Source organism: Nostoc sp. UHCC 0302, from assembly GCF_038096175.1.
Lineage (GTDB): Bacteria > Cyanobacteriota > Cyanobacteriia > Cyanobacteriales > Nostocaceae > UHCC-0302.
This window is the reverse complement of record NZ_CP151099.1, coordinates 1,692,924-1,716,355: the sequence shown is the minus strand read 5'-3', so window position 1 is coordinate 1,716,355 and position 23,432 is coordinate 1,692,924. Positions and strand designations below refer to the sequence as shown.

The following is a 23,432-nucleotide window of genomic DNA, read 5'->3' as shown; positions in this document are numbered from 1 at the left end:
TAAGGTGTGCATCAATGGATTTATTGGAGTACCAAGTTAAAGAATGGTTTGGGAAAATAGGCATTCCTGTATTGCCTTCGCAACGAATTGACCATCCCACAGATTTAAAACGTTTAAAAATCCGCTATCCAATCGTTCTGAAATCTCAGGTACATGGAGCTGAGAGAGCAAAAGCTGGTGGAGTCAGGTTTGCAGAAACGACAATTGATGCGATCGCTGCCGCGCAAAGTATTTTCAATTTACCGATTTGGGGTGAGTTACCAGAAGTTCTCTTAGCAGAAGCTCAATACGACGCTAACCAAGAATTTTATTTAGCAGTGGTTTTAGACACAGCTGTTTGCCGTCCAGTACTTTTAGGTTGCAAAGAAGCAGACATCGATTGGGAATCGGCTGGGGAAAAAATGGAGTATGTTGTCGTTGAACAAGAATTTTCCCCATTTTATGCCCGACGACTAGCTTTAAAAATGGGCTTGAAAGGTACGTTGATGCAATCAATCAGCAGCGTTGTAGAGAAGATGTACCATTTATTTGTGCAGAAAGACTTGGACTTTGTGGAAATTAATCCCTTAGCAGTCAGTACTTCTGGTCAAGTGATGGCTCTCAATGGTAAAGTCAGAGTCAACGAACGGGCAATCAAGCGTCATCCAGACCTTACCGAGATGGCAGCAAAAATCATCAGCCGTCATCCCTCTACTGAAATCAATAGTATTTTGGGCGACTGGGATGGGGTTACGATGCGCGGTAAAATTGGTATCTTGGGCAATGGTACTGGTTCAGTAATGGCAACTTTGGATTTAGTCGCTAATGCTGGTGGTAATCCTGGTGTATGTTTGAATTTACGTCATGCGTTCCTTACAGATAAAACACCAACTACCTTCCGCGATCGCTTAGAGACAGGTCTAAAAATTCTCGCTGCTGACAAGGGTATTCAAGTAATTCTAATTAACTTCCTGGGTAGCATTCCCCAGCTTGAGGAAGTGGGACAAGTCATTGCGGAGTTTGTACAGTCAGAAAAGAGCGAACTAAAATCACAAGTTGTACGCTCCAATGGTAGTAAAAGCCGACGAGAAGTTTCTGTTCTACCCTTAGTTATCCGTCTTGCTGGTTCTGAGTTCAATGCTGTTAGAGAATATCTAGATACAATAAAAACCCACAGTGATGCCCTGGTAGTAGTAGAAAATTTAGATGAGGCAGTAGACGAAGCAGTTCGTCTTGCTAAATCAACCGTTTCTAAAAAGTAGATTGAGACACACTGAAGTGCTGATCCAATAGCGCAGTCTTAGCGAGTCTGTAAGCATCGGAAGTATAGGAAGAGACTTCATCTCTCATGCAAAATTCGTTTTTAAAAGTTTGCTACAGAGGGTTTCCCTCCTTGCACGCCAGTTTGCACAACAGGGTAACCCCTACAAACAACTGGCTTAACTTTTCGCAAAATTCAAAAATTATTTTTCTATGAATTTAACACCAGACAGCAAAGTTATTATCCAAGGTTTTTATGAATTCATCTCAGCAACTCACATTGCTCAAATGAAAGCTTATGGCACAAATTTAGTAGCTGGTATCAATCCTGGATCTGGTGGAGAGCAACAGTATGGTGTGCCAGTATTTGACTTAGTGGAGGAAGTAATAGAGCAATTTGGAACAATTGATACAACAATTATTTGTGTACATCCTTACCAAGTACTGGATGCAGCATTAGAAGCGATCGCTTCTAATATCCGTCAGATTATTATTATCTCTGCTGGTGTGCCACCTTTAGATATGGTGCAGTTATTACGTAAAGCTGAGGCTTGTGAAACTCTAGTGGTAGGGCCTAACAGTCCGGGGATAATTGTACCAGGAAAAATTCTTTTAGGTACTCACCCTAGTGAATTTTATACTCCTGGCCCCGTAGGCATCGTTAGTCGTAGCAGTACCCTCACGTACGAAATCGCTTGCGAGTTAACAAAAGCAGGTTTGGGACAGTCGATTAGTGTGAGTATTGGTAGTGATGCGATCGTTGGTTCATCGTTTCTGCAATGGCTGCAAATTCTTGATGAAGACGATACCACAGAGGCAATAATTTTAGTTGGTCAACCTGGAGGTGGTAGCGAAGAGACTGCGGCGCGGTATATAGCTGAGGCAATTGATAAACCAGTAATTGCTTACATTGCAGGTAAACAAGCACCACCAGCGAAACATTGGCGTCAGACTGGAACTTTAGCCACGATTATCGGACGTGATCCTAACTTTGGCACAGCCCAAAGTAAATTAATTGCTTTTAAAGAAGCAGAAGTCCCCGTAGCTGAACGCCCTTCTCAAATTCCAGAATTGCTGAGAAAAGAGATTAATTGATCTGCTCTTTAGGGTAATTGTAAACTTGTAGTGGGTATTTCTAAGTTGAGGTGGCATGTTCCCGGCACTTATCTTATGGGTTAGAGTGCGGGGCTTACCGTTTAATAGCTAAACCTCAAACCCTCTCTAAATTAGCTTTTGTCATTCTAGTTTAGAGAAATGGTATTACTACAGGCGATCGCAGAAAATTCCTAAAGCGATAAGGTCGAATAGTCAACATTACACTCTTGAAATCTACTGTTTCCTCCAGTTGAGCAAATTCTTGGTATGTTAGTTTAATTCTGAATAAGGAAAACGGCAGACTTAAACAGCATAAATACCCGCAACAAAAACACAGAAACAAAAGTCACCACTGTGGATTTGCCATAATTAACGCCTCTGCTGCCTTGCTCTCCAATGGCTTCGAGAAAAAATATCCCTGGCTATATTCACATTTCAAATCTTTGAGCTTTTGAAGTTGCTGCTTTGTTTCCACACCTTCGGCAGTCACATCTACACCTAGTTTTTTTGCTAGGGTGACAATTGTCTCAACAATATCTAAATTCCCTGAATCAGCACTGTTTCCACTAACGAAGGACTGATCAATCTTCAAGCCATTAATTGGAAAGTGGTGGAGACGACCTAATGAGGAATAGCCTGTACCAAAGTCATCAATTGACAACTGAATTCCTAAATTTCTCAGTTGCTTAAGCATAATAATCGCTTTCTCGCCGTTTTCCATAATGATGTTTTCTGTAATCTCCAGCTTCAAACTCTGCGGATCTAAACCAGTTTCTTGTAGTACTTGATTGATGTGTTGTAATAACTTTTGTTGACTGAACCGAGAGCTACAAAGATTGACATTGATGCTCAAGGGACAGTTCATATTTGCTGAGTCTAGCGGAAATCGCTCTTGCCACTGGTGTGTCTGACGACAGGCCTCACGCAGCACCCACTCGTCAATAGGAATACTCAGCCCAGTTTCTTGCGCGATTGGCATGAACTCCTCTGGCACAAGAATTCCTTGTTGGGGATGTAACCAGCGTACAAGCGCTTCAAAACCAGTTATCCTCCCCGTCTTGAGTGACACAATAGGCTGGTAGTAAACCCGGAACTCCTGACATTCAATTGCTCGCCGCAGGTCATTCTCTAGCTGCAAGCGTTTTATTATCTGAAGATGCATATCAGTGTCAAATATCTCGTAGCGTGCCTTGCCCTGTTCCTTAGCTCGGTACATAGCGATATCGGCGTTACGCAGGAGGTCTTCGGCTTGGTTATAATTTGTTGCGCTCCAAGCAATACCAATACTCACTGTGGTAAAAATTTCTTGTCCTTGTAGAGTCAAGGGTTTTGCGAGTTGTTCTTGTATCCGCTCAGCAACGCGTACCGCATCGCTGATATCTTCAATACCTTCAAGCAGGATTGTGAACTCGTCTCCTCCCAGGCGTGCAGCTACATCTATAGAGCGCAAACATTCCTTAATCCTTTGAGCAATGATCAGCAATAATTGGTCGCCAAATGTGTGTCCCAGGCTATCGTTAATAAATTTGAAGCGATCTAGGTCTAGAAAGAGGACAGCAAATAGATGGTCTGAATGCCGTTTTGAATACTCCACCGCATACCTTAAGCGGTTCATAAAGAAACCTCTGTTTGGAAGTCCTGTCAATCCATCATGAAGGGCGTCATAAACTAGTTGCTCTTCAGCAACCTTGCGTGCGGTAATATCACGGGAGTTGATAACTATGCCTTTTACAGATGGTTCGGCAAGAAGATTGCTACCAGTCGATTCCAGAAAGCACCACGAACCATCCTTGCGTCGAAAACGAGACTCTACTCTGACAGTTGAACCTAAGTTTTGAATTAGATAATTAAAGATGTTAGAACTTTTTGGAATATCTTCAGGATGAATAAACTCAAAAGCGTTTTTACCGATTAATTCCTCTGGCTTATATCCCAAAATCCTCTCAATAGATGGACTTTCGTACCGAATAGTCCCATCTGGTTCAAAAATACCAATAATGTCAGAGCTATTTTGAATCAGCGAACGGAATTTAGCTTCACTTTCGCGCAGTGCTGCTTCAGTTTCCTTGTATTCAGTAATGTCTCTACCACTGCTTGCCATGCTAATGAGGCTCTCCGCTTTACTTTTTACGGCTGACTTCATAACCCGCTCGGTCGAGACGCTTGTGACTACTTGTATTGGTGAGTTTAGCATTCTATCTTTAAGATACACCGTTTATAAGTTTATTTACTTTACCAAATTGGTTACATATAGATGTTCTCAATGGATGGTGTAAATAAACTCAACAAAAAAAAACCAGCTTCTTCAAGAAACTGGGTTTTTTATTGGAGTGTTGTACTTACGTTTGTTCAAACCGACTTACTTGGCTCCTCTTTTATGACTCTTTTGATGAAAAAATATCATGTGTATTTTAAACACAACTTCACGATTTAGGAGATGCCAATTTTTGTCAAAGATTGTCGTTGCTCATACTCGACCACAAGCCTATCAAAAGCTTGGCACTGCGATCGCGAGTACTGTAAGTAACCCGAAAACATTTCGCCAGTCAGCTCAGCGCTGAGGCAATCTTCTTGAACACTATTCCACATTTGATGCGGTGATTGCCCAAACCGCTGGCACCAGTCTAAAAGTATGTCATAACCAAGAACAGTTCGGACAAATGCCAATTTGCGCTGCTCTGGCCACATTCTGTCCAGTTCCTCTACAAGTGATGGTTGTCCAGGGCGAGATATCAGTGCATCCTGCATTCGACGCCACAAATGGCTGTAGTACGCGGCTTCGTTCGGAATCTTCAAGTACTCAATTGTGGTTTGGTACTTGTCCAGAATACCGCTGTTAAACAAAGCTGTGCATAGCGAAACTGATCCTCCCTCAAGGAGCAGCAAATCATGCCGAAGTGAGAGTTGGTCTATGATCTGCGAGGTTAATGATAAAGCTTCAGCTGTACTCATGTCTCCGTCTGCTACCTGACGTTCTTCAAGATATATACGAGTCGTTCCGTCAAGCTCATCAATCAATGGCCTCCCGCTACCAGTAGCAAGCTCCTGATAAATTTGTATGCGATCAAGCACAACAACTGGAGCTTTGCTTTGCTTTGCTAAGACAACAGAACGAGTAGTTTTACCGACGCTGGTTGGGCCAAGAATTAGATGCAGTTGCATAACGGGTAACACTTAAGTGCCGAGAAATTTTACGTCATGAGCTTAAAACAAGGCACTCTGGAGAAAATATGAGATATTTACGGTAATTTTTCTCAATACAAAATAAATCTAAGTATTAATACTTAAAGATACTTTGCAGGCTAAATTCCGGATGAATAAATTTACTCAACCCAGAGTTTTTTTAATCCCTTTACTACTTCAACGCCATGTTGAACTTGAGCTTACCTGCTTTACTGGTTGTGCTTTCAGGAGTGCGATCGCCGTAGGCTTAAGCTTCGCTTATCGCAATGAGGTACAATCGCTCATTACCCGCACAGGATTTAATTTATGTTTTAAAGTTGAAAATAGTTTGATAACAAGTGTTTGTTAATAAACCAATGAAAATTTTAGGGTTAGTTCTGCCTGCTTTGTTAGTGCTGATCTCGCCTGCAATGGCAGTTGAGTTTAAAGGACAGAATATTGACGGTAAAAAGCTACCTGCCAAAGCTTACTATTATGCAACTGGTGGAGTCTATAACGTTCAGGTACGCTTTCATAAAAAACAAGCGACACTTTATTTTGCTGACAGAAACCAAATAACCATACAGTTGAACCAACAGGTAATCACAGACTCCAATAATATTGAAGGCTTTGGAAAAATAGGACAATATCCTGTCAATAGAACATTCAGTATTGGGTTGGTGTATGACAATAATTGGTTAGGCAACAGCAGTGATCAATTACAACAGTCAAATCCGCTGGAAGGTTTTTGGAGAATTAGTCTAGACAAAGGTTTAGACAAAGAGTAGTAAGTAAGAAATGGTGTAGTCTAAATCAATAGAAAAACCCTGTAATTAATCGTTTCAATGCGCCTTACCTCACTTGATGTTTTTCGTGGCATTACCATCGCTGGGATGATTCTCGTCAATATGGCGGGAGTCGCAGATGACGTATATCCACCCCTTGCCCATGCGGATTGGAATGGTTGTACACCAACCGATTTGGTATTTCCGTTCTTTCTATTTATTATTGGTGTAGCGATGACTTTTTCTCTGTCAAAGTACACCGAAGCCAACAAACCCACCTCAGCAGTTTACTGGCGTATCTTTCGCCGCGCTGCGATTCTCTTTGCCTTGGGGTTGCTGTTAAATGGCTTTTGGAATAAAGGCGTTTGGACTTTCGATTTGAGTAGCATCCGTATTATGGGGGTATTACAGCGGATTAGTCTGAGCTACCTCTTAGCTTCCCTTACAGTCCTCAATTTACCGCGTAAAGGGCAATGGATACTAGCAGTAATTCTACTAATCGGTTACTGGTTAGCAATGATGTATGTACCAGTACCTAATTATGGCGCTGGTGTGCTGACACGTGAAGGTAACTTTGGTGCTTATATTGACCGCTTGATTATACCTGAAGCACATCTGTATGCTGGCGATGGGTTTAAAAACTTGGGAGATCCAGAGGGACTTCTCAGCAGTATTCCCGCCATTGTCAGCGTTCTCGCTGGCTACTTTACGGGGGAGTGGATACGCAGCCAACCGAAACAATCACGTACAAGTGTAGGGTTAGTATTATTTGGCATTGGTTGCTTAATTCTCGGTTGGGTGTGGGGGTGGACATTCCCTATAAATAAAAAACTGTGGACGAGTTCCTACGTTATCTTTACCAGCGGTTGGGCATTACTCTTGCTTGCAGCTTGTTATGAACTCATCGAAGTGCGGTTGATACGTCGCTGGAGTAAAGCTTTTGAAATTATGGGTTTAAATGCGATCGCACTTTTCGTTGCATCTGTTTTACTAATTAAAATATTAGTCAAAACCCATATTGGCAGTGGAGAAAATGCTCCTAGCACTTACAATTGGATTTATCAAAATCTTTTCGCATCGTGGGCGGGTACATTCAACGGTTCCCTGCTATTTGCTCTAGTCACTGTATTATTGTGGTTAGCAGTTGGCATATTGATGTATCGCCAACACTGGTTTCTTAAAGTCTAACCTCTGCACCTCTGCGTCTCTGCGTGAGCCACTTCTATCCTACTTCTCCACATTAAAATTCACCTTATCGTAAACATCTGTCAGCAAAATTTGGCAAGGAACAGAAGCTAGATTTAAACTTGCTTCCCCATCTTCATATTCCGAAAATATCCATCTATTATTATCCGTTTTAAAGTACTGCTCAACGTGCATTTTGTACTGGTCAATTAGAATATACTCCTGAAAACTAGGAATCGACCGATAAGCAGCAAACTTCTCATCTCTGTCATAACCTTTAGTTGATTTTGATAACACCTCAGCAATAAACACTGGATTAATCAGAGTATCTCGTCTTCCTTCTTGATATTCCAAAGGAGTTCTCACTATCATTACATCAGGGTAAGTGAGGATTCGTCTATTAGGAATCCAAAGACGCTGATCTGTTACAAAGACTCGATAAGGCTGACGCTTCAGAAGAAAGTTAAGTGTACCACTTAAGTTAAGAGAGATTTGGTTATTATCCGGTGTTCCACCTGTCATTTGAATAATTTGTCCATCAACATATTCATGACGTTCTTCTGAATTAACTTCGAGTTCTAGGTATTCTTCAGGTGAGTAATAGCGTTGTTCTTGTGCAATAGTCATAAGATTTTACCCCCCAAGGCTGCTAGCTGTCGGTATGGCTGCATCGGTTTCAATAATTTTTCTTGGAATTATCTCTGGATTTAATTTACATCCAAAGATTACTAATACCTTTATCACAATATTTGATTATGCAAAATTTTGTTGTTGCTAAGAGATATAGAAATAAGAGAGTAGGAGAGAGAACTAATAACTCCTGTGCAGACGCGTAGACACTCGAAGAGCGGCTTCTCGTAAGAGTATAATCGCGTCTCTAGTCCTAATAACAGACGCGATTAATCGCGTCTCTACTCCTAACTCCTGTACAGACGCGTAGACGCAGGGAGTGCGGCTTCTCGTAAGAGTATAATCGCGTCTCTACTCCTAACTGAAAACTGCTTCTTCTGCCTCCGCTGCATTGAGTTCATCGAGAATTCGCCAAACTTCTTGTAACATCGGGTCTAAGCCAGTGCGGGTAACCGCTGAAATCAAAAAAACTGGAGCATAAGAAAGGTGATTAAGTTGGGTAGCTAGCGCTTCCAAATCCACTGTTTCCGTATCAACTGCGTCAATTTTGTTTAATGCTAGAATTTGCGATCGCTCCGCTAACCCTCGTCCGTATGCTTGCAATTCTTGCTGAATTGTATTGTAATCCCTCACCACATCATCACTAGTAGCATCTATTACGTGCAGCAAAACCCTTGTCCGCTCAATGTGGCGCAAGAAATCGTGGCCCAGCCCTGCCCCTTGAGCTGCTCCCTCAATCAGTCCGGGAATATCAGCGAAAACTGTCCCATCGCCAGTGGGTTTCCGTACTACGCCCAAATTGGGAATTAGAGTAGTAAAAGGGTAATCGGCAATCTTTGGGCGTGCAGCTGACAAAGATGAAATTAAGGTAGATTTTCCGGCATTTGGCAGTCCAATAATCCCCACTTGTGCCAAAAGTTTCAACTCTAAGCGCAGTTGCTTAATTTCTCCTTCTAAACCTGGGAGGGCGTATTCTGGGGCGCGGTTACGGTTGCTCAAAAAATGCTGGTTTCCCAGTCCGCCTTTACCACCTTGGGCAATACGCAAACTTTCTCCATGTGTGGTTAAATCACCTAGCAATGTTCCAGTTTCCGCATCATAAACAGCCGTACCGCAGGGAACTTCGATAATTAAATCCTTGCCATTAGCTCCAGTGCAGTTATTTGGGCCACCACGCCCACCATTTTCTGCCTGGAAACGATGATTGTATCTAAAGTCCAGCAAAGTTTGCAGGTTCTCGTCGGCAACGAAAATTACCGAACCACCTCGTCCCCCATTACCACCAGAGGGACCACCAGCTGGTACGTACTTTTCCCGCCGGAAGGCGACAATACCATCGCCACCCTTGCCTGCTGCAACTTCAATTTCTGCTTGGTCGATAAATTGCATATTTTAGAGTCCTGAGTGCTGAGTTGTGAGTCATGAGAGTGAGTTATAAATTATAAGTTTTAAAACTTCATTCCTCACTTTTTACTTTTAACTTTCCATTCAGCACTTAGGACTCAGCACTCAGATATATGGTGAAACATCTTCACCACAATCATCTGCCAGATAAGAGAGGGCGCGAAAACGCAAGCCTACTAGTTGCTCATACAGGGGATTAATTTTACACATTGGTGGAATATGAACAATCTTACGTCCAAATAGGGTGACATCCCGCTCAAAAGGACATTGAGCAGGAATCATTTTACATAAAAAGCGGGCTACTCTTGGGTCTTGGATATCTAATCCATCTAGCCATTCCCGCAAGGGGTGTAGTGCGTTAATTTGACGCTTTGTCAGCTCAGCAGTGGGGGTAATTTGCTGTGGGTGTTCTAAGGTATGGCGCAGTGACTCTAGTACATTGTTCGGTTGTTCTAAGGCTTGGCACAACTGGTGAAGAACTTCATCTTCACTGGGAGAATAAGTACCATCTGCGATCGCTACCATGACAGCTGTACGTAGAAAATTTTCTGCTGCTGGTGTCCCTTTACCTAATACAGTGGCTAATTCTTCTGGTGTGATTACCTCGAATGAATCCAAGCTAATCCCAGGAGCTAATTCATCCTCGGTGATACTAGCAATTAATTGCTGTTCTTGGGCATCAAAATTACCATCAGCCCAAGCAATGGTGAGCAGTCCACGTAACCAAGCGGCAATTTGTTCGCTGCTATAGGGGGATTGAACGGCACTTATCATAAACTCACGCCTTAAGCTTTCTCAGACAATACTAAGCTACCTCTAAGGTGGTTAAACTGTTACATAGTTAACTTAAAGGCGCTAAAGATTGTTTTTATGTTGAATAATCACAAGAAAAGCTCAACGACAGTTGCTTCAAGTGGCGTATAATCCCCCAAGCTATCTACGCAATTACTGCGCTGCGTAGGGTAGACAAAAATAAGCAAAACGATCGCTTCAGAATAGAGCGTAAATTAGAGAGATTTTCTGATTGTCACGTCGGTCTTAGGGTAAAATCCGTTTGGATCATCTTGAGAATTTTTTCTACTAAAGACCAAAATCTAAAGTTGTTTAACCGTAAGTAATTGTAATTAAGGTATAGATGATGTTTTTTTTCGGCATTGAGCATGAAGTCGCTTTTATTAATAAGGAGGGAAAGTTCGCTGATTTTTCTTGTACAAAATTTGCTGACTTCAGCCAAATTGTCGAAGAACTGCCTACATACCCTAATGACTATCCTCAGTTACGTGTCGGAGATGCTGGCATTAAGCAGAAGAGATGGTACATTGAAGGGTTTGAACGATTTGCTGATTCTGACAAGGTGATTGACTGTCTACCTAAAGGCATCGAAATCAGAACAACTATACACTCAGATATTCAAGGCGCTATTGCTGAATTATCAGAAAGTTTTCGCTTACTGCGTAAGGTTGCTGCTAGCTTTGGTTTCTCACCTGTTTTGTTGAGTTTTAATCCCTATAAAACAGTTTTTGAACCTCAACCCCCGTTAAATGATTATGAAATTAAACAGCTACAAGCTTATCCTGATGAGCAAACTGCCAATATTTATATGGTGACATACGGCCCAGATTTAAATATTTCTGTGGCAGATTTATCTATTGAACAAATGATAGATATTGGTAGAAAGTTAACTTATTACAGTCCGTACATCGTTCCTTTTAGTTATAGTTCTCCTTTTTATAATGGGAGTTTGTGGGAAGGGTTTTCAGTACGAACGTTTGTTAGAACAGGCAAAAGACCAGCAGCACTAGTTTTTGTTGAAAATCAGGAACAACTGATAAAAAGCGTACCTTCATTAACAAAAATTGCACGTATTCCGGCTGAAGTGGGTCGCATTGAATTTAAGGCTTGTGATAGTTGTGATGATTTTTCGATTTATGCCGCTTTATTGGCATTATTAAAAGGTTTGGTGTTAGATAAAACGTTGCTAGGTAGAGCAACTATACCCGATGCGAGCTTACACCAAGTATCTGCAAAAAAAGGATTTGATCATGAAGAGATTTTAGCGATCGCCACCCAGATTTTGCAAGCAGCTGAGGTTGCCCTTGGGGATGATCCAGATGTTCATCTTTTAACGCTGTTAAAAGAGATGCTGGCAAAACGAAAAACAAAATCCCATGAACTAATAGAATTATTCCAGCGTGTAGGTTCAATAGAAGAGGCATTAACGCAGACTTATCAAGAATAAAGGGACTGGGGACTGGGGACTGGGGTGGGTAAGTTGCTTTCCTTACCCAAATATCTCTTAATTACGAATACGAATTACGAATTACGAATTAAGTAGTGTATTCAGCGTTAATTTTCACGTAGTCGTAACTCAAGTCGCAACCCCAAGCTGTACCTGTACCATGTCCATTACCAACACTGACTGTGATTAACACTGTATCCTCTTGGAGATATGCACTTATGGCTGCCTTTTTTAAATAAGCACTCGCGGCTGCACGGTCAAAGGTTAAAGGTTGACCATTTTCAAATAGTAAGAAATCTCCTAACTTAATTTGCAGGTCGTCTGGCTCAAAAGGTATACCTGCACGTCCAGCGGCGGCGGCGATGCGTCCCCAGTTGGGATCACGACCAAAGATTGCAGATTTAACTAAGGATGAACCGGCGATAGTTTTAGCGATTTGACGGGCTGAGAGTTCGTCGTGCGCTCCAGTTACTTGCACTTCAATCAAGCAGGTTGCACCTTCGCCATCACGGGCGATCGCTTTGGCTAAATGCTGGCAAACTGCTGTTAACATTGCCTCTAATTTCTCTGCTTCTGTCCCAAATTCGGTAATGGCTGGGGTGCGGGATTGTCCATTTGCCAGGGCAATTAAGGTGTCATTAGTACTGGTATCACCATCAACTGTGATCGAATTGAAACTTCTATCAGCTGCCCTTGTTAACATTTGCTGCCAAAGGGTGGGTGAAACCGCGGCATCACAGGTGACAAATGCTAGCATCGTCGCCATATTGGGATGAATCATCCCGGAACCTTTGGCAATGCCGCCAATTCGTACCGGGCGATCGCCTATAGTTGTTTCTAAAGCAATGGATTTTGGCACTAAGTCAGTGGTAATAATTGCCCTTGCGGCGTTATCTGATCCTGTGTCGGAGAGTGCTGCTACTACTTTGGGAATTCCGGCATTAAGTTTATCCATCGGAATTCGTTGCCCAATTACTCCCGTGGAAGCCAATAACACAGAGTCGGAGGCGATGTTTAGTGCTTGGGCTACTGCCATTGCAGATTGTAGAGTATCAAACCAGCCTTGAGTTCCTGTAGCTGCATTTGCTTGTCCGGCGTTGCAGAGAATTGCTCTAGCGCTATGTTTCGCTTGTAAACGTTGACGGCAATAGTCTACACAGGCAGCTCTAACTTGACTGGTAGTGAATACACCTGCTGCGATCGCTTCCACATCTGAGAATATCAAAGCTAAATCTGGCAACCCTGAAGGTTTCAGTCCTGCGGTTATTCCTGCCGCCCGATACCCTCTAGCTGCTGTAACGCCACCACTAATTTTTCGCCAATCTGCCATTATTTTTCCCCACAACTATTAGTTTGGTAGGTAAGTACATCACTGCTCTATCCTCCCGTCACAACCAGCCGTGCTTGTGACTTTTACCGCACACGGCTGAGGTTAGTTATTCAGCTACCAAAGAGGTGGCTTTTCTTAATGAGTAAAAATATTCATTAAGATTTTATCTGCTGAAGGCAATAATAATAGAGCAACTGGCAATTAGCATAATTGTTTTTACCTTTCTTATGAAGCGGGCATGATTTCAGGTAGACAGTAAGCTTCTACCGTCTTGAAGGTGATAACGGTGAAGACAACCCTATGGCGGTGACGGTAACGACACTCTTTTCGGAGGTAATACCAATTCACGAAAATCTTGATACATATAGATTTCTCGTAGGGACACGGCAATGCCGTGTCCCTACCAAAGTATTTGTATCATTCTTAAAGTGAAATGGTATAACCCCTGTTTTGTCACTCTGGGAAAAGAAAAATCAAAGCCAAATTTTGAACTGTAGATAGAACAGGCATTTGAGTGTTTATTTTCTAACACAATGGCTGAAATCATGGTTTTTTGGTAAAAGTCTTATGCTGTAAGCATTCCAGATTATTCTCTCCCGAAAGTGATAAAAGAGGGATAACGGTCAAGATTTACTCGTTGGCGGTGCGGGTAACGATTCCTCAACGGTGGCAAGGCAGATGATAACCTAACTGGCGGTACTGGTAGCGATATTTTCGTGCTGGCGACAGCCGCAGGTCGAGCGAGATACCATTATCGACTTTACTTTAGGTCAGAGCGAAAAAATCGGCTTGTCTGGCTTGAGTTTCAATCAGTTATCTTTTTCTGGCAATGAGATTTGATCGCATAAATTATTGGCGTCGTTGTTGAGCTTGGGTTGTTGCTTGTACTGTGTACTGAAGTAATTTAATCTACTTCACTCTTGACTCCTAACTCAGCACTCTCAATACTCCCTGATAATTGAGATTTTATTTCTCAGGATGTTGGGGTGTTTCTGTCTGGGGGTGGGGGTATATAGTGAACTGTAGAAATATTCTTTGTAGTTGGGGGATATGCCAATTAGGCTTAATGGAAAAAAATATGCAAACTGAATCAGAAGTGCGATCGCCAGCACCAGAAACTAGAGGAATTGGTAATACTATTCGCTTGACAGGCTGGATTGTTTTGTGGATACAATTGGGGCTTGCAGTGGTTTCTGGTCTGGCTTTGTTGTTTGCCTCTACTGGTCGTGGCTTTACTGAGCAACCTAACGCCGGTCTTGGGGTTGGCATATTTTGGGCTATATGTGGTCTTTTAATACTGTTGTTTAATGTGTATTGGGATTTTCGCTATACTCGCATAGGTAAAAGTCTAGAAAATCCTAATCCAGCTCTGCATCCCAGTAAGGTGGATACAGTTAGAATCATCAGATTGGGAATATTTCTGAGTTTGGTCGGAATATTACTAACCATCTTGGGTGCTGGTGCAACTGTCGGAGTGCTAGTAGCAAAATCTATATCCCAACCCCCAGGCGTAGCAATCACCGACCCCTACAAGATTATTCGAGCGCTGGATGTTTTTGTGATGGTAGGCAACATTAATGGAATTGCTGCTCACTTTGTGGGTACTGTCGCTTCTCTATGGTTGCTGGAACAAGTGCATAAACACTAATCAATTTAAAATTTACTTATTCACAATCAAGACTTGTGAATGAAACTCATACCATTTCTAAAAATTTTGTAACAATGAATCGACTGTAGGGGCGTACAGCTAGCTGTACACCCCTACCCGTATATTTGTATCAAGATTTTAGTAAATCCACCTCAGAACTCCATTAGGGAATGGGGTAAATTTCCCATTCCCTATCCCTAAAAACTACGCTTGAATCACGAAATTATTTGCTGTGAGAGTTGGAGTGTTATTCAGAGTAGCAAACTGACCACCTTCCTCAAAACCGCTAAGACTGCCATTAGCGTTGTAATACAGTGCGCCACTAGATGAGTTGTAGACAATAAAAGCAGAACTAGTGGAAGCAGATAACTCACTGGTAACAACAGCAAATTCACTACTTTTGCTAAACCCATTACCCGCCGCACTAGTTAACTGCGTGAAAATGGTTTTATCTAAGACAATCTTGTCGCCTTGTGAGTTGTTGAAGTCAGTGATGGTATCGTTACCCAAAGCAGATGTGTTGTAAACGAAGCGATCGCTACCAGCACCACCAGTAAGAGTATCATTTCCAGCACCACCTACGAGAGTATCGTTGCCAGCACCACCAATGAGAATATCCTTGCCTGCATCGCCCCGCAGTAGGTCGTTGCCACTCTTGCCGTCGATAGAATCATTACCCCCCTGACCATTAATCACATCGTTGGAATTGTCAAGCCCCGCAATGTTATTGTTCAAGTCATTGAGAAAAGTGACGATATTAGCTTGCGAAATCTTAGTCGGATTGGCGTTAGCATCTATGACATTAATACTGTTACTAACGCTAGTCTCTCCGTTAAATACTATATTACCTATAGCTTGTTGTGAGCCAGATGCAGCAGCATTCTCCAGGCTTTCTAAATTAAAGTTTTGCAGTGTGACTAAAGTATCTGCTACACCTTCAAAAGTAAGTTCTAAATTCTTCCCATTTTGAGTTAATTGCAGATTTTGGGCAGTTAAACCAGCCCCGGAAAATTGTACTGTGTCCACTTCGGCGATTACTGCTGCTGAAGGGTTTGACCCAGAACCAAAACCACCAAAATCAGTGATGCTCTGACTATCCCCAATACTCACTAAAAACTTGTTTTGACCACCTTTGCCCGTCAGAATATCGTTACCAACTTTAGGATCACTCTGAGTTTCTTTAATCTTCAGACCCCACAGTTCTGTACCGTTAGTGCCGTTATCTGCGGAGAAAAACAGGGTGTCATTCACCAGAATCAAGTCGCCCGGTTGAGAATCATCTCCGTTGGGATTAATATTGTTGACAAGGACAGTGCCCCCCGCCGTGCCATCGCTTTTCCAAAGTTCAGATCCGTTGATGCCATCATCGGCTGTAAAAAATAAAGTACCATCAATATTAGTCAGGTTTTCTGGAAAAGAAGTAGAACTGCCAGAATTAATATCTTTGACGAGGAAAGTGCCTGCGGCTGTGCCATCACTCTTCCACAGTTCTATTCCGTTAGTTTTGTCATAAGCTGTGAAAAATAGAGTGCCACCGACATTAGTCAAGTTACCTATATAGGAATTGGTACTGCCGGCATTAATATCCTTGACGAGGACAGTGCCTGCTGCTGTGCCGTCGCTCTTCCATAACTCCTTTCCGTGGGTAGGGTCAAAAGCGCTGAAATATAGGGTGTTGCCGACGCTAATCAGGTCAAATTGAAAAGAACTATCGTTGCCAGGATTAATATCTTTGATAAGGACAGTACCTGCTGCTGTACCGTCAGTCTTCCACAACTCTAATCCGTGAGTGCCATCATTAGCGCCAAAATAGAGGGTGTTATTGATATTAACTAGTGTGGTAGGAAACGAATCATTTTTGCCGGGATTAATATCTTTGACGAGGACAGTACCTGCTGCTGTGCCGTCGCTCTTCCACAACTCTGCACCATTTTTACCATCATTAGAGACAAAAAACAGAGTCCCATTAATGTTGATCAAGTTGGTTATGAAAGAACCACTTTTGCCGACATTAATATCTTTGACGAGGACAGTACCTGCTGCTGTGCCGTCAGTTTTCCACAACTCTGCGCCATTTTTACCATCATCAGCGGTAAAAAATAAGGTGTTGTTGACGTTGGTCAGGTCGCTGAGGTATGAACCATTGCTACCGGGATTAATATCTTTAACAAGGACTGTCCCTGCTGCTGTACCGTCAGTCTTCCACAACTCGTTGCCGTAGGTAGCATCAGTAGCATTAAAAAACACAGTGCCATTGACATTAATCAGTCCATCTGGAATAGAAATGTCTGGGTAATTATCACCGCCTGGAACGATATTCTTAATCAGGGCAGTGCCTGCTGTCGTACCATTGCTCTTCCACAAATCAACTCCGTTACTGCTGTTATTAGCAGTGAAAAACACAGTGCCATTGGCATTGATCAAATTTCTTGGGGAAGAACCATTGTTGCCCGGAATAATATCCTTGACTAAGAAAGGGTTCGCCAGAACGGCGCTATAAGTCTCCATCACTTCTGGTAAAAAGGCTAGGGAAGGATTAAATTCATTTGTCGTCACTTCCAGTTCCCAGTCACCTCCTAATGTGCTGCTCCCAGTTGGTTTGGCAGAAGCGGCAATATTAGCGCCTGTGAGTTGGTGCAGTTTCTGAATAAATTCTGCTCCTGCATCACCTGCCGCCACGTTACAGCCATAGAGGAGGAGAGAGGCAGAGGAGGAGAACCAAGTTTGGATCTGATTTGTGTAGCGCTCTAAGTTATCTAATCCTAGATGGGAATTACCCAAATACAAACAGCCTGGTGAACCGTGACTAACGATGTGAAGGGTTGCTAGATGAGAGTATTTAGCCAACGCCGCGGTAATTTGGCTGACACCATCGCTATTTGGGTTTAAGACTAATATTTCAACTCCCGATACTGCACCTGCAATCAGCTTTTCATAATTACTTACTGCTGAATCAATGACTATGAGGTTGCTGATTTTGATGTTAGAGGTGCTGAATGATGAAATAACCATGAAATTTACCTTAATTTTTCAGTTTATTTAGGAACACAAATAAATTAGTCAGCCTATTCTCAGGTTTTCTCCTGATTTCCCGCACTTTTGTGCAAGCTTCTACTTAGACGTTTCGGGTTAACCAGATATGTATCAATTTATTAGATGCGTTTCTGCTGTAATACCGATTGATTGGATGATATTGTTATAAAAATGCAACGTAAGTGTTTTTGATCACATGATTAATGTGACCCCTATGACAGTCAATCTGAAGAAATCAAATAGGGTTGTATCAAAAAATACTTATGGTCTAGTCTTGCTTGTTGAGGCAGAGTTAGGGATGCGAGATGTATTATCTAGGATGAGTTATAGCGTTTTTGTCTACATATTCCTTAAATTTTGACTTTTCACTCACCTGTGAAAGCCTTATCAGAGCAAACCTTTGTAAAAACAGAAAAATATAGGAAAAAGCGAACTTTGCCAGCTATCCAATATTAGGGTCACAATTAATTCAATTACTTAAGTAAGGAAGTATTAAATTCAGCTTCGTATTTTGTATTTTTGCTTAGTTATTTAATTGTTCTACTACTTAGACCAGTAGCGAAGTTCGATTGGGCAAAACTTAGCGTGGCAGTAAATTTGATTGCACATCTCTAGACTCTTTCCTGGGCTGGGGTTGCGATCCCGCGTTTAACTAGACCCGCCTCAAGTTCTCTGATAAATTTAAAATCCTTCTCCAATAAGGGTTGGCTTGTGCTTTCAGATAACTCATCACTTACCGAGCGGTTTTTCTCAAGGAAAGTGAATGCTTGTCGGAATTGAGACGGACTTGCTTGAATTTGCGAATCAAAGTGACAGGGAATAATTCGTTGAAAATCCCAAGTAGCAACTTTATCAGCCCAGTTAAGTACTTGTCTTGGTGCTTGAGGAAGAATCAGGACTTGCAAAATTGGTGCAACAAATGGCCGTCCGTTACCTCTTAAGGCATAAAATGATTGCTGCCAGTTCTCTTCCCATCGAAAGGGATATAGTCCAAAGTATGATTTTGGCGATCGCTCTGGTGCTTTTAGAGCATCACGAAACATCTGCTTCAGTTCAGTTACCTTCAGCACACTGGGACGAAAGTAAAGCGCAAACAATGAAATGCGTTGCCATCCCTTACGCCGATTTGCTTCATTGTCGGTAATTACCTCTAAAGCATTGTCTCTTGCGTGAAACAGCAAAGGGTAAGGGTCTAACTGAAGAATTTCCGGTGGTTCTTCTGGTATGGACACAACTGAATCAGTCACAAGTAGGCTGCGCGATCGCTTATGGAAGAGAGCTACTTCTGCAAAAGATCCCCGTCCCAAATTGATATCCAGTACCTCATAGTCGAATTCATCAGCGAAGGGAGCAAGGCTTTTATCTTCAGGAAGTATCTGAGTGCGTTTTTGCGGAAAGCCAAGCCAACTCAACGGTAGGTTTAGCGGAAAACTCCACTGATTCGGAGCTACGAAAACCTGCGCTTGGGGAAACCGTCTAGCGAAGGGGCCAACGAAGACTTTGTGTTCCAATCCAGAACTAGTTGGCAGTATGATGTACTTGACATCGCCGTGCTTTGCCACCAACTCGCTAACCAAGCGTACACATTCTATAGTTGGAGCAACAGGTGCATAAACTAGCAGACCCCCTGCTTCGAGCTTAACAACAGTCATCCGAATTGGCACAATAGTGTAAAGGATGCCGTGAAGCTGGTCAAATGTCCAGATAGTGTCTTTAATTATTTCTTTGCAAGTTGTCCGCCGCCTACTGTATGGATAAAGTGGTACAGCAGGCCAGAACGTCCATGACCAATCTCTTGCATGGGTGCTTGATTGCATATATTCCTCCTACGGCTGTCTCTGTACATTTATGTCTTCTAGCAATTTCGTGTTTTTAACATTAATTTTTATATTAGAAATGTAGTAAATTTTATTAGGTAAAAGCTCAACTTTTACAATAAAAAATTATCCTTTGTGAGAAATTATTATTTTATCTAAGTATTTATTGAGATTATGTTTATCTAGAGGTTCAGTTATAATATTGTTGATTCCAATTAGCTGGCTTAAAATTAAAATAGCTGCTTGGTGGTAGTTCTCACCTCCATTTGATGCTGAGTAGTACTCTAAAACATAAGAAATAATGTTGTTTTCAAAAAAATCTATAGCAGTTTTTAATACACAGCCTTCAGTATCAATACCGCAAAGCAAGACTGTTTGAATATTGTTTTCTTTCAGAAAACTAAGAGTTTCTTCATTACAAGCAGTATATATAGTTTTATCAAAAATTACTTGAGCAAATGGCTCAATTTCATCAACAATTTTTTGTTCCGTTTTAGAAAAAAGTTCATGCCAATTGAGATATTTTACATAAGGGCTGTTAGGTGTATTTATAAATCTTGTGAAAACGACGTATTCAAATATATTTTGCTCTAATAGAGATTTTACCCTTTGTGGAACATGATTTGTATTGTGAGATATAAATCCATTTTGAATATCAATGATAAATAGGCAGAAGTTCATATAGTAGCTGTTATGCTTGATTAGTTTGTTAGATATAAGTCAGTCAAATATTTATGCGTAGACGCCTTAGCGGCTTGCTGAAGGCATTGCTCGAAAGTCAAAAAGGAAAGCTCTAAGGCCTCCCTGCGTTATAAAATTATGCTGGGAAGCTTTTCTAAATAAGCGCTAGCTTTTTATCAACTAGGGAAGCTCTATCTAACAGGTCGGATTTCTGCACGGCTTTTAAAATGAAAATACAGAAGATCAACCATACTAAGCCTATCGCATAGCCAGCTAATATATCAGTAGGCCAATGTACGCCTAGATAAAGCCGACTAAAGCCTACCGCAATAATTAAGATAACAGTTAAAGCTGAAATCTGTTTTTTCCATTGAGGAAATTGCTGCGTTAAAATATAGGCAATAAAACCATAAATCACGATTGAAACCATTGCATGACCACTAGGAAAGCTATGTTGACCAACATCAATAATATGGTTCCATAATGCTGGACGCGCCCTCCCAAAAATTACTTTCAACAAATAATTCAAGCCTATCGCACCTGCTGTAGCTAGACTTAAGGTAGTTGCTTCCCAGTGATGGTTATAATATTCCCAATTTATTTCCAATCCCAAACAAATCACCAGCAAAGTCAGTGGGTCAGCAAGAGAAGTTACACCAAGCATGATGCGGTCAAATAGTGGTGTGTGTAGTTTCTGGATTGCTAACAAAATGCCTTGATCTACACCATATCTGTGTAGTAAGGCGGTAACAACTACAAGCGTTCCAACAGCACCTGATACTATAATAATATTGCGTTTGGTTGAATACTTATTAAGGCTAACGCGGAGATTTTGGAATGACAAGTAATTAGACAGGTTTGATAGAAACTGACTGCCCACTTCATTTGTAGCTAAAATTTTTGCTTTTTTTCCTGCTGTGCTGATGTGAGCTTTATTGACAAAGACTTTGCTGGTTTTCTTTGTATAATCTAAGACAATATCTCTGAGGAGGAAGCCAATATCTTTAAAAGTAAAATCTTCATGAAAAATAACCAGAACATTGCCTGTGAATTGATTAGCAGTAGCTCGTGCAATTATTTCTTCCTGTGATAATCTCAATTCCAGGTATTTTTTGAGAGCTTCAGAATGAAGAAGTCCGCTTACCTTATATCTAGCTCTTCCTTTTATAGTAGTATGTATTGCTTGAATCCAAGGATTATCGATAGTATTTAAATAATTATTCATATTTTTAAAAGTAACTTTCTGTCAATTGTTATCTCTAAAGAAGATTTTACTACTGAGTGAGGCTGAGGCGGTTCTCCCAAGAGGGAGACGCGATCGCCCTAGAATATGTTTTCAAACCCCAAACTGGAGAAATCTGCCTTGGCTTAGGTTTCGTTCCTCAAACGCCACTTGTTGAACTGTTGGCATAACCGCAAGAGCAAGGTATAAAAAAGACTAAGGCAGCCGCCTGAGCGTACTGCCTGTTACAAAGAAAACTCAACGAGGGTAATGCCAAAATAATTCCTAATTGTTAACCCATAATTGTAAACGTGCAGGCCAGCAACAATAAATACAACTTCTCGTTCTCGAAAAAAGAAAGTTAGTTGCTAGTTACACAATTACGAATTACGAATTACGAATTACGAATTACGAATTACGAATTACGAATTACGAATTATTTAGACTTACCATTTGTGTCTTATCCAGTCGTAAATCTTTAAATACTCCGCCGCTGGATTATTCCACGAGTAGTCATACTCCATTCCTTGAATAGCTAGTTTGCGGAAGTCTTCAGGAGACTGATACCACAAATCAATTGCCCGACCCATTGCTGACTCCAGAGCAAGGTAATCCGTCTGATAAAAGACATAGCCATTGCGTTTTTCTGGAGGTAAATTTTGTTCGTAATCTCGGTCAAATACTGTATTCACCAGCCCACCAACACCGCGAACAATGGGTACAGTGCCGTACTTCAAGCCAATCATTTGAGTTAACCCACAAGGTTCGTAATTGCTAGGGACAACAATCATATCTGCCCCTGCATAAATTAAGTGGGATAATTCTTCGTTAAAACCCAATTCTAAATGCACATCGGGGTTACTATTTAAAAATTGTTTTTCGTGCTGGAAATGAGCGTTTATTACTGATTCTGTTGCTGAACCTAGTAATACAAATTGCGCCTCTTTAGCTAGTGCATAATAAATTGCGTGATGAACAAGATGCACACCTTTTTGATGATCTAAACGACCAATGTAAGCAATGATTGGTTTATCAGCATAGCGGAGCATCAGGCGCTCTTGCAAAGCTTTTTTGTTATATAGTTTTTGTTCAAAATCGTCTTGTTTGTAGTTGTAGGGGATATAGCGGTCAACTTTGGGATTCCAAAAATCATTATCAATACCGTTGAGAACCCCACTGAATTTATCTTGTTGCAAATGTAATGTATGACCTAAACCGCTACCAATCTCTGTATACTGGGCTTCCCAGGCATGGTTAGGTGAAACTGTGGTGACTGCATTGGAGTAAACGATACCCCCTTTCATAAAGTTCAAGGCAAAAGGATTAAAATTATCACGTAGGCGAGCGTAATCGAAGTAGTAAGGCGCTCGATTTAATCCTGTGCCGCGGAGAACGTCAATACCACCTATCCCCTGATGCTTAAAGTTGTGGATGGTGTAGCAAACCCGTTGATACTCCATGCCATGATATTTGTAAATTTCATAGAGCATCACAGGAACTAAGCCTGTTTGCCAGTCATGGCAATGAATGATATCGGGACGCTTATTGCTTTTGTGCAGAAATTCTAAAGCTGCTTTGCTGAAAAAGGCGAAGCGCATATTGTCATCATCGCAACCGTAATAGCAGCCGCGATTAAAGAAATTATCCTCACTGTGAGGTTCAATGAAAAAACATACCCGTCCATGTACCCAACCGCAATAAACTGAACAGTGAATTGCTGCATCAAACCAGGGAACCCACAAGTTAAGGTAGGCATCATGCAACCCCCAAATATGGTCGTAGCGCATACAATCGTATTTGGGCAGTATCAGTTCTACACAATTTCCCTGATTTTCTAATTCTCTACTTAGCCCGTAAACAACATCCCCTAAACCTCCTGCTTTAATAACAGGAGCGCATTCCGAGGCAATCTGTACAATGTACATACTTATGTCCTCGCTTCACAAATATTTATTTAAACTC

18 protein-coding genes are annotated in these 23,432 nt (G+C 41.5%); 7 read left to right on the top strand and 11 right to left on the bottom strand.

Going from position 1 to position 23,432, the window contains the following annotated elements:
• Positions 1-14 precede the first annotated feature (14 nt).
• Both WKK05_RS07070 and WKK05_RS07065 read left to right on the top strand, forming a co-directional pair.
• A complete protein-coding gene (locus tag WKK05_RS07070; RefSeq protein ID WP_341529052.1) occupies positions 15-1,241 on the top strand; it encodes a succinate--CoA ligase subunit beta in 1,227 nt (408 codons plus the stop codon).
• 211 nt (positions 1,242-1,452) lie between these two features.
• Positions 1,453-2,334, top strand: coding sequence for a CoA-binding protein (locus WKK05_RS07065; protein ID WP_341529051.1), 882 nt, complete (start codon positions 1,453-1,455; stop codon positions 2,332-2,334).
• 346 nt (positions 2,335-2,680) lie between these two features.
• Here WKK05_RS07065 and WKK05_RS07060 read toward each other — a convergent pair whose 3' ends face one another.
• Together WKK05_RS07060 and WKK05_RS07055 are read right to left on the bottom strand one after the other, a co-directional pair.
• Positions 2,681-4,435 (bottom strand): EAL domain-containing protein, encoded by a 1,755-nt coding sequence (locus WKK05_RS07060; RefSeq protein WP_341529050.1) that lies wholly within the window; start codon positions 4,433-4,435, stop codon positions 2,681-2,683.
• A gap of 329 nt (positions 4,436-4,764) precedes the next feature.
• On the bottom strand, positions 4,765-5,496 hold the full coding sequence (locus WKK05_RS07055; RefSeq protein ID WP_341529049.1) for an isopentenyl transferase family protein: 732 nt from the start codon (positions 5,494-5,496) through the stop codon (positions 4,765-4,767).
• Between the two features lie 377 nt (positions 5,497-5,873).
• Between WKK05_RS07055 and WKK05_RS07050 the strand changes: the two genes are divergently transcribed.
• Together WKK05_RS07050 and WKK05_RS07045 are read left to right on the top strand one after the other, a co-directional pair.
• A complete protein-coding gene (locus tag WKK05_RS07050; RefSeq protein ID WP_341529048.1) occupies positions 5,874-6,284 on the top strand; it encodes a hypothetical protein in 411 nt (136 codons plus the stop codon).
• 57 nt (positions 6,285-6,341) lie between these two features.
• Positions 6,342-7,469 carry an acyltransferase family protein gene (locus WKK05_RS07045; RefSeq protein ID WP_341529047.1) on the top strand — a complete coding sequence of 376 codons (1,128 nt, stop codon included), beginning with the start codon at positions 6,342-6,344 and terminating at the stop codon, positions 7,467-7,469.
• A gap of 39 nt (positions 7,470-7,508) precedes the next feature.
• Here WKK05_RS07045 and WKK05_RS07040 read toward each other — a convergent pair whose 3' ends face one another.
• From WKK05_RS07040 to WKK05_RS07030, 3 genes are all read right to left on the bottom strand, one after another.
• On the bottom strand, positions 7,509-8,093 hold the full coding sequence (locus tag WKK05_RS07040) for a Uma2 family endonuclease (RefSeq protein ID WP_341529046.1): 585 nt from the start codon (positions 8,091-8,093) through the stop codon (positions 7,509-7,511).
• A gap of 360 nt (positions 8,094-8,453) precedes the next feature.
• Entirely contained in the window at positions 8,454-9,485 is a 1,032-nt protein-coding gene (gene obgE, locus WKK05_RS07035) for a GTPase ObgE (RefSeq protein ID WP_341529045.1), read from the bottom strand.
• A gap of 120 nt (positions 9,486-9,605) precedes the next feature.
• Positions 9,606-10,274: a Mo-dependent nitrogenase C-terminal domain-containing protein gene (locus WKK05_RS07030; protein WP_341529044.1), complete on the bottom strand. Its 669-nt coding sequence runs from the start codon at positions 10,272-10,274 to the stop codon at positions 9,606-9,608.
• Positions 10,275-10,638: 364 nt separating this feature from the next.
• On the opposite strand from WKK05_RS07030, the gene WKK05_RS07025 reads away from it, so the two are divergent.
• Positions 10,639-11,739 (top strand): glutamate-cysteine ligase family protein, encoded by a 1,101-nt coding sequence (locus WKK05_RS07025; protein ID WP_341531038.1) that lies wholly within the window; start codon positions 10,639-10,641, stop codon positions 11,737-11,739.
• 88 nt (positions 11,740-11,827) lie between these two features.
• Here the strand turns inward: WKK05_RS07025 and argJ are convergent, their stop codons facing one another.
• Positions 11,828-13,069, bottom strand: coding sequence for a bifunctional ornithine acetyltransferase/N-acetylglutamate synthase (gene argJ, locus WKK05_RS07020; protein ID WP_341529043.1), 1,242 nt, complete (start codon positions 13,067-13,069; stop codon positions 11,828-11,830).
• A gap of 1,078 nt (positions 13,070-14,147) precedes the next feature.
• Between argJ and WKK05_RS07015 the strand changes: the two genes are divergently transcribed.
• Positions 14,148-14,717 carry a DUF3611 family protein gene (locus WKK05_RS07015; RefSeq protein WP_341529042.1) on the top strand — a complete coding sequence of 190 codons (570 nt, stop codon included), beginning with the start codon at positions 14,148-14,150 and terminating at the stop codon, positions 14,715-14,717.
• A gap of 204 nt (positions 14,718-14,921) precedes the next feature.
• Here the strand turns inward: WKK05_RS07015 and WKK05_RS07010 are convergent, their stop codons facing one another.
• The 4 genes from WKK05_RS07010 to WKK05_RS06995 all read right to left on the bottom strand — a co-directional run bounded on the left by WKK05_RS07010 (position 14,922) and on the right by WKK05_RS06995 (position 21,473).
• Complete coding sequence (locus tag WKK05_RS07010; RefSeq protein WP_341529041.1) at positions 14,922-17,729, bottom strand: ELWxxDGT repeat protein; 2,808 nt, start codon at positions 17,727-17,729, stop codon at positions 14,922-14,924.
• Positions 17,730-18,361: 632 nt separating this feature from the next.
• Complete coding sequence (locus tag WKK05_RS07005) at positions 18,362-19,567, bottom strand: DUF4336 domain-containing protein (protein ID WP_341529040.1); 1,206 nt, start codon at positions 19,565-19,567, stop codon at positions 18,362-18,364.
• A gap of 126 nt (positions 19,568-19,693) precedes the next feature.
• Positions 19,694-20,248 carry a cysteine hydrolase gene (locus WKK05_RS07000; RefSeq protein WP_341529039.1) on the bottom strand — a complete coding sequence of 185 codons (555 nt, stop codon included), beginning with the start codon at positions 20,246-20,248 and terminating at the stop codon, positions 19,694-19,696.
• A gap of 154 nt (positions 20,249-20,402) precedes the next feature.
• Positions 20,403-21,473: a phosphatase PAP2 family protein gene (locus tag WKK05_RS06995; RefSeq protein ID WP_341529038.1), complete on the bottom strand. Its 1,071-nt coding sequence runs from the start codon at positions 21,471-21,473 to the stop codon at positions 20,403-20,405.
• 56 nt (positions 21,474-21,529) lie between these two features.
• On the opposite strand from WKK05_RS06995, the gene WKK05_RS06990 reads away from it, so the two are divergent.
• A complete protein-coding gene (locus tag WKK05_RS06990; protein ID WP_341529037.1) occupies positions 21,530-21,661 on the top strand; it encodes a hypothetical protein in 132 nt (43 codons plus the stop codon).
• Between the two features lie 255 nt (positions 21,662-21,916).
• Here WKK05_RS06990 and glgA read toward each other — a convergent pair whose 3' ends face one another.
• The gene (glgA, locus tag WKK05_RS06985; protein ID WP_341529036.1) at positions 21,917-23,395 is read right to left on the bottom strand and encodes a glycogen synthase GlgA; all 1,479 of its coding nucleotides are present in this window, start codon (positions 23,393-23,395) and stop codon (positions 21,917-21,919) included.
• Positions 23,396-23,432 lie beyond the last annotated feature (37 nt).